Source organism: Ralstonia sp. UBA689 (genome assembly GCF_002298975.1).
GTDB lineage: Bacteria > Pseudomonadota > Gammaproteobacteria > Burkholderiales > Burkholderiaceae > Ralstonia.
The window spans coordinates 144675-154821 of record NZ_DBMV01000009.1; the positions used below are offsets into that span (position 1 = coordinate 144675).

Genomic DNA, 10147 nt, shown 5'->3' on the forward strand with positions numbered 1-10147 from the left:
CCCGTTTTTCTTTTGCATTTCGCTCCTCGCTCACGTCTTCATGCGCATCCTCGGCATCGACCCCGGCCTTCGCACAACAGGTTTTGGCGTGCTCGAACGGCACGGCCACAAGCTCGTCTACGTGGCCTCGGGCACGATCAAGAGCAACGGCAATGCTGATCTGCCCAGCCGTCTGAAGACGCTGTACGACGGCGTATCGGAACTGGTTCACACCTACCGGCCGGACTGCGCCTCCATCGAAAAGGTGTTCGTCAACGTCAATCCGCAATCGACGCTGCTGCTGGGTCAGGCGCGCGGCGCAGTGATCTGCGGGTTGATGAGCGGCAACCTGCCTGTGTTCGAATACACCGCGCTGCAACTGAAGCAGGCCGTGGTCGGCTACGGCCGCGCCAACAAGGACCAGGTGCAGGAGATGGTCGTGCGCCTGCTCAATCTGGAAGGCAAACCCGGCTCGGACGCATCCGACGCGCTGGGCGTCGCGATCTGCCATGCGCACGGCGGCGAGACGCTGGCCGCCATGGCCGGGCTGGCGCCGCAGCTTGCGCAAAAGGGCTTGCGCGTGCGGCGCGGGCGGCTGGTGGGCTGACAGGGTTTTCAAAGCCAACGGGTAGCCCCAGGCGTACGTCGCGACTACCATGCGGGGAGCCCGTTTTCAGGAGTCCCTCGATGCCGCCTCGCCTCGCCCTGCTGAGCCCGCTTGTCTTGACCGCAGTCGTTGCACTCTCTGCTTGCCGGATCGAATACAACCACGGCGGCGACAATGGAGGCGGCAACACCACGCCCATCGCCACCGTCCAGGTGATCGGCCATCGCGGTGCGCCCGCCTTGCGGCCTGAGCACACGCTGGCCTCATACCAGAAGGCCATCGACGACGGCGCCGACATCATCGAGCCGGACCTCGTCTCCACCAAGGACGGCGTACTGGTGGCGCGCCATGAGAATGAGATTTCCAGCACCACCAACGTGGCTGACGTAGCCGCGTTTGCCGGTCGCAAAACCACCAAGACCATCGACGGCCAAAGCGTTACAGGCTGGTTCACCGAGGATTTCACGCTCGCCGAACTCAAGACGCTGCGCGCGCGCGAGCGTATCCCAAACATCCGCCCAGACAACATCGCCTACAACGATCAATTCGACATCCCCACGCTCGACGAGATCATCGCGCTGGCGCGGGACCAATCCGCCAAGCTCGGCCGCAACATCGGCATCTATCCGGAAACGAAACACCCGACGTACTTTCAGTCGATCGGGCTGCCGCTGGAAGACAAGCTGATCGACGGCCTGCGCCGCGACGCCTTCACGGGCAGCCGGACCACCGTCTATATCCAGTCGTTCGAGGTCGCCAACCTCAAGGCCATCCGCAACAAGATCGGCGGCAGCCAGCCAAACTGGAAGCTTGTGCAACTGCTGGGCACGTCCGGCAGGCAGCCCTACGATTTCGTTGTCGCCAAAGACACCCGTACCTTCGGCGACATGATGACCGACCGTGGCATGCGCGACATCGCCGCGTATGCCAACGGTGTCGGCCCTGACAAGAGCAGCATCATGGGTCTGGATGCCAACGGCCGCCTCACCGACCCGACCGACCTGATCCGCAACGCGCACAACGCTGGGCTGATTGTCCACCCGTACACCTTCCGGCCCGAGAACACCTTCCTGCCACCATCGCTGCGCAGCGGCGCCGACAACACGCGCAACGTGAGCGGCTCGATCCAGGAAATCCAGGCCTTCCTGCGCGCGGGCGTCGATGGCTTCTTCACCGATGATCCAGCGGTCGGCCGGCAAGCGCTTTCAACGTTCAAGCGCTGAGGCCCACCCGGCATCGGCTACACTGCGTGCCGTTTTGGAGGAACTTCACGCATGATCGGACGCATCGCCGGGACGCTGATCGAAAAGAACCCGCCGCACCTGCTGGTCGATTGCCACGGCGTCGGCTATGAGATCGACGTGCCGATGAGCACGTTCTACAACCTGCCCGCCACCGGCGAGAAGGTCGTCCTGCTCACCCAGCAGATCGTGCGCGAAGATGCGCACCTGCTCTACGGCTTCGGCACCGCGGCCGAGCGCGAGACCTTCCGCCAGCTCATCAAGATTTCCGGCATCGGCGCGCGCATTGCGCTGGCGGTGTTGTCGGGCATGTCGGTGGCCGAACTCGCGCAGGCCGTCACGCTGCAGGAAGCCGGGCGGCTGACGCGCATTCCGGGCATCGGCAAGAAGACCGCCGAGCGCTTGCTGCTGGAACTCAAGGGCAAGCTTGGTGCTGACCTGGGCGCGGTGCCGGGCGGCCCGGCGGTGTCGGATGACGCAGTGGACGTACTCAACGCCCTGCTGGCGCTCGGGTATTCCGACAAGGAAGCGGCGCTCGCCATCAAGCAGGTGCCGGCGGGCACGGGCGTCTCCGATGGCATCAAGCTGGCGCTCAAGGCGCTGTCCAAGGGCTGACGCCCGTGCGCGGCGAGACGGTAGAATGGCCTGTTCGCGCCTTCCCGGCGCCGTCTGCCCGTCATGATCGAAACCGACAAGCTCGCCGCCAAGGCTGTCTCTGCTGAGCGCATCATCTCAGCCTCCCCCACCTCCCCCAACGAGGAGGCGTTCGAGCGCGCGCTGCGCCCCAAGCTGCTCGACGAATACGTCGGCCAGGAAAAGGTGCGCGGCCAGCTCGACATTTTCATGACAGCCGCCAAGAACCGCCAGGAGGCGCTGGACCACGTGCTGCTGTTCGGCCCGCCGGGCCTGGGCAAGACGACGCTGGCGCACATCATCGCGCGCGAAATGGGCGTCAATCTGCGCCAGACCTCCGGCCCCGTGCTTGAGCGTCCGGGTGACCTGGCCGCGCTGCTCACCAACCTCGAAGCCAACGACGTCCTCTTCATCGACGAGATCCACCGGCTTTCGCCCGTGGTGGAGGAAATCCTGTACCCGGCGCTCGAGGACTACCAGATCGACATCATGATCGGCGAGGGCCCGGCGGCGCGCTCGGTCAAGCTCGATCTGCAGCCGTTCACGCTGGTGGGCGCCACCACGCGCGCAGGCATGCTGACCAATCCGCTGCGCGACCGCTTCGGCATCGTCGCGCGGCTGGAGTTCTACACGCCAACGGAGCTGGCGAAGATCGTCACGCGCTCGGCTGGTCTGCTTCATGCGCACATCGCCGAGGATGGCGCGCTGGAAATCGCCAAGCGCTCGCGCGGCACGCCCCGCATCGCCAACCGCCTGCTGCGCCGCGTGCGCGACTTTGCCGAGGTGAAGGCCGATGGCGTCATCACCCGCAAGGTGGCCGACGCCGCGCTGGCGATGCTCGACGTGGATGCGGTCGGCTTCGACCTGATGGACCGCAAGCTGCTCGAAGCGATCCTGCACAAGTTCAATGGCGGGCCGGTCGGCATCGACAACCTGGCGGCCGCCATCGGCGAGGAGCGCGACACGATTGAAGACGTGCTTGAGCCCTACCTGATCCAGCAAGGCTACCTGCAGCGCACCCCACGCGGGCGTGTCGCCACGGCATCCGCGTATCAGCACTTCGGGCTGGGCGCACCCAAAAGCGGCCCGGTGCGTGAACTCTGGGACGACAACCAATAAGCGCCCCCTCCCGCCCACCCCGACATGTCCGCCGCCCCGCATCACCCGAACCGCACGTTCCGCTACTACGACTTCATCATGGCGGCCTTCGTCACGGTGCTGCTGTGCTCGAACCTGATCGGGGCGGCCAAGGCAGCGCAGGTGACGCTGCCCATCATCGGGCCGGTCACGTTTGGCGCGGGCGTGCTGTTTTTCCCGATCTCGTACGTTTTTGGCGACATCCTCACCGAGGTGTACGGCTACGGCCGCGACCGGCGCGTGGTGTGGGTCGGCTTTGCCGCGCTGATCTTCGCGTCGTTCATGTCGCTGGTGGTGCTGGCGCTGCCGGTGGCGCCATTCATGGCCGATTACCAGAAAAGCCTGACCGATGTGTTTGGCAACACCCCGCGCATCGTCGCCGGATCGCTCATTGCATTCTGGTGCGGCAGCTTCGCCAACAGCTACACGCTGGCGAAGATGAAGATCTGGAGCGAGGGCCGATGGCTATGGACGCGCACCGTCGGTTCCACGGTGGTGGGCGAGGCGGTCGATTCGTCGCTGTTCTACGTGATCGCCTTCTACGGCATCTGGCCGCACCAGCAGGTGCTGCGCGTGGCCATCGCGCAATACATCCTCAAGACCGCCTGGGAGATCGTTGCAACGCCCGTGACTTACCGCGTCGTCGCCTTCCTCAAGCGTGCTGAGAACGAAAACTATTACGACCGCGATACCGATTTCACGCCGTTCCGGCTGAGAGTCTAGGGCACGCGACGATCCACTTCGTCGAGCACCAGCAGGTCCAGATGCGCCACATCCCCCCACTGCACCACCGTCAGTTGATGACCATCCGATGAGAGCCGGTTGATGCTGGCATTGCGCAGCTCATGCTGGCGCGGCTCGGTCAGCGTCATCGCGTTGGCGTGGCGATACAGGCAATCGAGCACACCGCCATGGCTGACCAGCGCGATGCGCTCGCCGGGGTGACGGCGGATCAGGCGCAGCGCAGTCTCCACTGCGCGCTCGTGGAACGCGGTCAGCGTCTCGCCACCAGGCGGGGCGAAATCGGGCACGCGATTCTGCCAGGCCTCGAATTCGGCTGGATGCTGCTCGGCGACTTCGGCGTAGGTCAAGCCCTCGAACTGGCCGTAGTGGCGCTCGCGCAGGCCAGCGTCATCGCGCACCGTCACGCCAATCCCACCGGCCAGCGCCTGAGCGGTCTGCTTGGCACGCGAGAGGTCGCTCGCATAGACGGCATCGAACTGCTCGCGCGCAAGCGCCTTGCCCAGTTGCGTAGCCTGCTCCAGCCCCTGAGTATTCAGCGGCACGTCAAGCTGGCCTTGCAGGCGGCGCTCGCGGTTCCAGTCGGTCTCGCCGTGGCGGACCAGCACGATATGGGTGATCTGCGGCATCGGTAGCGGGGTGGTGGCGGCACGTGACATCACAGGTTCCCGAACAAGTCAGACAGATTTGGCAGCTTCCGGCACGGTCGTTTTTGCAGCAGACGGCACAGCTTGCGGCGCCACCTGCAGCCAGAACGTGACCGGGCCATCGTTGACGAGCGATACCTGCATCATCGCGCCGAACTCACCGGTGGCGACGATGGGGTGCTGAGCCTGGGCCCGCGCCACGAAATGCTCGTACAGCCGGCGGCCCTCTTCAGGCGCCGCAGCCGGCGTGAAACTCGGGCGCGTGCCGGACTTGGTATCGGCTGCCAGCGTGAACTGCGAAACCACTAGTAAGCCGCCTGCCTGCCCGTTGCCGTCGATGTTGCGAACCGACAGGTTCATCTTGCCCTGCGCATCGGAAAACACGCGGTAGTTCAGCAACTTCTCCAGCAGGCGGTCGGCCTCGGCAGTCGTGTCACCACGCTCGGCACAGACCAGCGCGAGCAGCCCCGGGCCGATCTGGCCGACCACGCGGCCGTCCACGCGCACGGCGGCTTCGGACACACGCTGGATCAGCCCGATCACTTGAGCACCACGCGCGCGAAGCGACGCTTGCCGACCTGCATCACAAAGGTGCCGGCTTCGACCTTCAGCCCCTTGTCGCTGATGACCGTACCGTCGATCTTCACGCCGCCCTGCTCGATGTTGCGGTTGGCTTCCGAGGTGGACGGGCACAGGCCGGCCTGCTTGAGCAGTTGCGCGATGCCCAGCGGCGCACCCGACAGCTCGATCTGCGGAATATCGTCCGGCACACCGCCGCGTGCGCGGTGGTTGAAATCTTCCAGCGCGCGCTCGGCATCAGCCTGGCTGTGGAAGCGGGCGACGATTTCCTGCGCCAGCAACACCTTGCAATCCCGCGGGTTGCGACCCAGCGCGATCTCTTGCTTCATCATGTCGATCTCGGCCAGCGGGCGGAACGACAGCAGCGTGTAGTACGTCCACATCAGGTCGTCGGAGATGCTCATCAGCTTGCCGAACATCTCGCTGGGTGCCTCGGAAATGCCGACGTAGTTGCCCTTGGACTTGGACATCTTCTCCACGCCGTCCAGGCCCACCAGCAGCGGCATCGTCAAGATGCACTGCGGCTCCTGGCCGTATTCCTTCTGCAGCTCGCGACCGACCAGCAGGTTGAATTTCTGATCAGTGCCGCCCAGCTCCAGGTCGGACTTGAGCGCCACCGAGTCGTAGCCCTGCATCAGCGGGTAGAGGAATTCGTGCACCGAGATCGGCACGCCAGCCTTATAGCGCTTGGTGAAGTCGTCACGCTCCATCATGCGGGCGACGGTGTACTTGGCCGCGAGCTGGATCATGCCGCGTGCGCCCAGCGGGTCGCTCCACTCGCTGTTGTAGCGGATCTCCGTCTTGCTCGCGTCCAGCACCATGCTGGCCTGACGGTAATAGGTCTGCGCGTTGGCCTCGATCTGCTCGCGCGTCAGCGGCGGGCGCGTGGCGTTGCGGCCGGACGGATCGCCAATGGTCGAAGTGAAATCGCCGATCAGGAAGATCACCTGATGCCCCAGGTCCTGCAACTGGCGCATCTTGTTGAGCACCACGGTGTGGCCAATGTGGATGTCGGGCGCGGTCGGGTCCAGGCCCAGCTTGATGCGCAGCGGCACGCCAGTCGCGGCGCTCTTGGCCAGCTTCTGCTCCCACTCCGCTGCGATCAGCAGCTCGTCGCAGCCGCGCAGCGAGACTTCCATCGCATGCAGCACTTCCGGCGTCACCGGATACTTGGGTTTGCCCGGCGTGGCGTGTTCGGAAGCGAGGGTAGCGGAAGCGTCGGATGCGGTCATGGCAAAAAGGAAGGTCACCGCGCGCCAACAGAGAAGGACGGCAACGCGGACAGAAAAAAACAATCGGGGAAACCAGTGCGTGCGCGATGGCCGACACGTCCAGCCTGCGCGATCCCGCGATTTTACCGTGATGCGCAGTCCCGCCCAATGGATGCCTCGCGGAGCGCGGCGTGCGTACCTACCCAGCGCGCGCCACTGGTATGCTCACGCGCATGACGATCGCCCACCCTTCCCACAGCGAGCTTTACATCGGCCTGATGTCCGGCACCAGCCTGGACGGTGTCGATGGCGTGCTGGTTGACTTCTCCGGCGCCCATCCGGTGCTGGTGGCGGACGCCTACACGCCCTTCCCGCCCGACTTGCGCCGCGCCTTTCTGGATCTGCAGCAAACCGGCCATGACGAGATCCACCGCGAGGCGCTGGCCGCCAACGCGCTCGCGGGCCTGTATGCGGAGTGCGTCGAGCAACTACTGAAGAAAAGTGGCTGCATCCGGCGCGAAATCCGCGCCATCGGCGCGCACGGCCAGACCATCCGCCATCAGCCCGGCGCCCACGACGGCCTGGGCTATACGCGCCAGACGCAGCACGCCGCTGTGCTGGCCGAACGCACCGGCATCGACGTCATCGCCGACTTCCGTAGCCGCGACGTGGCCGCCGGCGGCCAGGGTGCACCGCTGGTGCCTGCCGTCCACCGCGCGCTGTTCGGTCTGCCCGATGTGTGGCGCGTGGTTTGCAACATCGGCGGCATCGCCAACCTCACGGTGCTGCCACCGCAGGCGTCCGACGGGCGCGATTCCGTGCTCGGCTTTGACTGCGGCCCCGGCAACGCCCTGCTCGACCATTGGGTCCACACCCACCACGGGCACACCTTTGACCGTGACGGCGCCTGGGCGCGCACCGGACATGTCGACGCAGCCTTGCTCGCCCGCTTGCGCGCTGAACCGTTCTTCGACCTGCCGCCGCCCAAGAGCACCGGCCGCGACCTATTCAACCCCGCCTGGCTGAAATACCGCGCCGGCGATGCACTGAACCACCTGCGCCCCCAGGACGTGCAAGCAACGCTGCTCGCCCTGACCACGGACACCATCGCCGATGCCGTACGCCGCCACGCACCTCAGGCAACATCCCTTGTGGTATGCGGCGGCGGCGCGCGCAATGGTGCGCTGATGGCACGGCTGGAAGCACAGTTGCCGGGCGTCGAGATCGCCCCCAGTGATCAGTTCGGCGTACCCGCCAACCAGGTCGAAGCTCTCGCCTTCGCTTGGCTGGCACGCCAGTGCGTGCGGCGCGAGCCAGGCAACCTGCACCACGCGACCGGCGCAGCGGGGCCGCGCGTGCTCGGCACGATCTACCCGGCCTGACGCAACGTGCGAGGCAATCCCGCAGGCAACAAAAAAGCGCACCGAAGTGCGCTTTTTCTTTGACCGACGGTAACGTCAAACCGAGAACGACGAGCCGCAACCGCAGGTGGTCGAGGCATTCGGGTTCTTGATGACGAACTGCGCGCCGTTGATGTCTTCCTTGTAGTCGATCTCGGCGCCCACCAGGTACTGGTAGCTCATCGAGTCGATCAACAGCGTCACGCCATTCTTGGTCATGGTCGTGTCGTCTTCGTTGGTGTCTTCGTCAAAGGTAAAGCCGTACTGGAAGCCCGAGCACCCGCCGCCTTGCACGAACACGCGCAGCTTCAACTCCGGGTTGCCTTCCTCTTCGATCAGTTGCTTGACCTTGTCCGCAGCGCTGTCGGTAAAGACCAGCGGAGCCGGAACCTCGTTCACATCGGGCGTGGCTGCCTGCGCGACTGCGTTCATGAAAATCTCCTGTGGGAACGTCTCAAAACTTGCCTGTATTTTAAGCGCAAGCTGCAAATCGTGCCGAAGTCCCCGGTTTCAAGAGGATATTGTGCGGTGCGCCAGCAACGCCCGGCGTACTGGGTGATCAGTCCTGATTCGACGCCAGCTTGAGGTTGGGCAGCAACTTCACATCGCCCGGCGCCGAGTGCGTCAACGTACCCATCACAACGGCGCCCTGGTGCATTTCCAGAGCCGCGTACTGCACATTGCCTTCGATGCGCGCCTTCGGCTGCAGCTCCAGCAGTTCAGCGACGTGCACCGGACCGACTACCGTGCCGTTCAGGATCAGGTGTCCGACGTGCACCTCACCTTCGATGCGTGCGGACTCGGTAATGACCAGCATGCTGGGCTTGTCCGGATCGCCGTAGACATTGCCCTTGACCTCGCCGTCGATCCGCAAGCCCCCCGAAAAGCGCAGATCCCCCTCCAGCTTGGTGCGGGCACCCAGCAACGTTTCGATCGCCAGCCCTTTCTTCTTGCCAAACAGCATCGTCGACTCCTCTTTGTACGGATCCGATGGGCCTGCGCCCGTCAGATGGAAAAACTCTGGCTCGCCTTGATCTTGCCGTTCTGCAATACCTTCACCATCACCGACTTCACCGTGGTGCTGGGCGGCACATCCACCCAGCCTTCCAGGCGCTGGTAATGCGTGAGTTTGACGCGCGTGGCCGTGGTGGAGGCCGCCCCGCCGGGGAAATCGATCGTAGCAGGTTTGCCCGCCTGCACCACGTTCAGCGTGAGGGCCAGTTGCCCCTCGAATTCGGAAACCGGAGCGAAGGCCTTGCCACCGCCCTGCATCAGCAAAACACGAAAATGCAGGCGCGTCGGCTGAGCATCGTCCGGCGCGATCCGGAAACTGCGCACGTAGATACCAGCGGAATTGGTAGGCGCGGGCAGCAGGCTGTCGAAGAACGCCAAGTCTTCCTTCAACTGCGCGTTCTCGCCTTCCAGCGCCTTGAGCTGCTCGGCCATCTGCGTCTGCGCGCCTTCAGCGATACCCAGGCGGGACTCCACCGTGCCTGCGGCTGCGGCGAGCTTGTCGCGCTCGGCCTGCACAGCAGCCAGCTTGGCGGTCAGCTCACGATTCATGGCGCGCAAGTCACTGTCGTGCGGGCCCGTCAGCCGTCGGCCCTCTTCAAAGGCCCACAATGCCACCGCACCGGCCAGACCAATCACCACGGCAATCAGCAGCACCGTCACCGGCCACGGCAAGCGCGAACGCACCGTGACATTCGGGGCGAGCACGGAAGCGCGACGCAACAGGCGACGCGCCTTCATGCGGTCGCCCCTTGACCCGCGCTGCGAATCAGAATCGGATTAAGATGAACAGCGGATTGCATCATACGGACCGAACGCCAACGGAATGTGAATTGTAGTCTCGCCGACATGTCGGAGCTGTTGCAAAGGGTAAGCAAGGTGACCGACGAATCACACCGTTTGATTGAAGCGCTCAAAAACAAAAAAACCACACCCGAAGGTGTAATGCCGTTCAGTTAAG

At 64.6% G+C, this 10147-nt stretch carries 12 protein-coding genes; 6 read left to right on the forward strand and 6 right to left on the reverse strand.

Going from position 1 to position 10147, the window contains the following annotated elements; all coding sequences use genetic code 11:
• Positions 1-40: 40 nt before the first annotated feature.
• The 5 genes from ruvC (at position 41) to B4F51_RS04650 (ending at position 4320) form a co-directional block, all read left to right on the forward strand.
• The gene (gene ruvC, locus B4F51_RS04630) at positions 41-586 is read left to right on the forward strand and encodes a crossover junction endodeoxyribonuclease RuvC (protein WP_296223917.1); all 546 of its coding nucleotides are present in this window, start codon (positions 41-43) and stop codon (positions 584-586) included.
• An 80-nt stretch (positions 587-666) separates the two neighbouring features.
• Positions 667-1809 (forward strand): glycerophosphodiester phosphodiesterase, encoded by a 1143-nt coding sequence (locus tag B4F51_RS04635; RefSeq protein ID WP_296223918.1) that lies wholly within the window; start codon positions 667-669, stop codon positions 1807-1809.
• A gap of 51 nt (positions 1810-1860) precedes the next feature.
• On the forward strand, positions 1861-2442 hold the full coding sequence (gene ruvA / locus B4F51_RS04640) for a Holliday junction branch migration protein RuvA (RefSeq protein ID WP_296223919.1): 582 nt from the start codon (positions 1861-1863) through the stop codon (positions 2440-2442).
• Positions 2443-2505: 63 nt separating this feature from the next.
• Positions 2506-3579, forward strand: coding sequence for a Holliday junction branch migration DNA helicase RuvB (gene ruvB / locus B4F51_RS04645; RefSeq protein ID WP_296223920.1), 1074 nt, complete (start codon positions 2506-2508; stop codon positions 3577-3579).
• Positions 3580-3603: 24 nt separating this feature from the next.
• Entirely contained in the window at positions 3604-4320 is a 717-nt protein-coding gene (locus tag B4F51_RS04650; protein ID WP_296223921.1) for a queuosine precursor transporter, read from the forward strand.
• On the opposite strand, the gene B4F51_RS04655 is transcribed toward B4F51_RS04650, so the two are convergent.
• From B4F51_RS04655 to tyrS, 3 genes are read right to left on the reverse strand one after another with little or no spacing between them, the layout of a single operon-like run.
• Complete coding sequence (locus B4F51_RS04655; RefSeq protein WP_296223922.1) at positions 4317-4997, reverse strand: histidine phosphatase family protein; 681 nt, start codon at positions 4995-4997, stop codon at positions 4317-4319. The two genes, B4F51_RS04650 and B4F51_RS04655, sit on opposite strands and share 4 nt — an antisense overlap.
• A gap of 18 nt (positions 4998-5015) precedes the next feature.
• Positions 5016-5528: a D-aminoacyl-tRNA deacylase gene (gene dtd, locus B4F51_RS04660; protein WP_296223923.1), complete on the reverse strand. Its 513-nt coding sequence runs from the start codon at positions 5526-5528 to the stop codon at positions 5016-5018.
• Positions 5525-6796, reverse strand: coding sequence for a tyrosine--tRNA ligase (tyrS, locus tag B4F51_RS04665; RefSeq protein ID WP_296223924.1), 1272 nt, complete (start codon positions 6794-6796; stop codon positions 5525-5527). The genes dtd and tyrS overlap by 4 nt, the downstream gene beginning before the upstream one ends.
• A 200-nt stretch (positions 6797-6996) precedes the next feature.
• On the opposite strand from tyrS, the gene B4F51_RS04670 reads away from it, so the two are divergent.
• Positions 6997-8157, forward strand: coding sequence for an anhydro-N-acetylmuramic acid kinase (locus tag B4F51_RS04670; RefSeq protein ID WP_296223933.1), 1161 nt, complete (start codon positions 6997-6999; stop codon positions 8155-8157).
• 75 nt (positions 8158-8232) lie between these two features.
• Here the strand turns inward: B4F51_RS04670 and erpA are convergent, their stop codons facing one another.
• The 3 genes from erpA to B4F51_RS04685 all read right to left on the reverse strand — a co-directional run bounded on the left by erpA (position 8233) and on the right by B4F51_RS04685 (position 9927).
• Positions 8233-8607, reverse strand: a complete 375-nt coding sequence (erpA, locus tag B4F51_RS04675) for an iron-sulfur cluster insertion protein ErpA (protein WP_003265486.1) — start codon at positions 8605-8607, stop codon at positions 8233-8235.
• A gap of 127 nt (positions 8608-8734) precedes the next feature.
• Complete coding sequence (locus B4F51_RS04680; protein ID WP_296223925.1) at positions 8735-9139, reverse strand: bactofilin family protein; 405 nt, start codon at positions 9137-9139, stop codon at positions 8735-8737.
• A gap of 41 nt (positions 9140-9180) precedes the next feature.
• A complete protein-coding gene (locus B4F51_RS04685; RefSeq protein WP_296223926.1) occupies positions 9181-9927 on the reverse strand; it encodes a DUF6776 family protein in 747 nt (248 codons plus the stop codon).
• Positions 9928-10147 lie beyond the last annotated feature (220 nt).

Coding starts and splice junctions, on each gene's coding strand:
- ruvC (WP_296223917.1), top strand. CDS start 41: ATGCGCATCCTCGGCATCGACCCCGGCCTTCGCACAACAGGTTTTGGC.
- B4F51_RS04635 (WP_296223918.1), top strand. CDS start 667: ATGCCGCCTCGCCTCGCCCTGCTGAGCCCGCTTGTCTTGACCGCAGTC.
- ruvA (WP_296223919.1), top strand. CDS start 1,861: ATGATCGGACGCATCGCCGGGACGCTGATCGAAAAGAACCCGCCGCAC.
- ruvB (WP_296223920.1), top strand. CDS start 2,506: ATGATCGAAACCGACAAGCTCGCCGCCAAGGCTGTCTCTGCTGAGCGC.
- B4F51_RS04650 (WP_296223921.1), top strand. CDS start 3,604: ATGTCCGCCGCCCCGCATCACCCGAACCGCACGTTCCGCTACTACGAC.
- B4F51_RS04655 (WP_296223922.1), bottom strand. CDS start 4,997: ATGTCACGTGCCGCCACCACCCCGCTACCGATGCCGCAGATCACCCAT.
- tyrS (WP_296223924.1), bottom strand. CDS start 6,796: ATGACCGCATCCGACGCTTCCGCTACCCTCGCTTCCGAACACGCCACG.
- B4F51_RS04670 (WP_296223933.1), top strand. CDS start 6,997: ATGCTCACGCGCATGACGATCGCCCACCCTTCCCACAGCGAGCTTTAC.
- erpA (WP_003265486.1), bottom strand. CDS start 8,607: ATGAACGCAGTCGCGCAGGCAGCCACGCCCGATGTGAACGAGGTTCCG.
- B4F51_RS04680 (WP_296223925.1), bottom strand. CDS start 9,139: ATGCTGTTTGGCAAGAAGAAAGGGCTGGCGATCGAAACGTTGCTGGGT.
- B4F51_RS04685 (WP_296223926.1), bottom strand. CDS start 9,927: ATGAAGGCGCGTCGCCTGTTGCGTCGCGCTTCCGTGCTCGCCCCGAAT.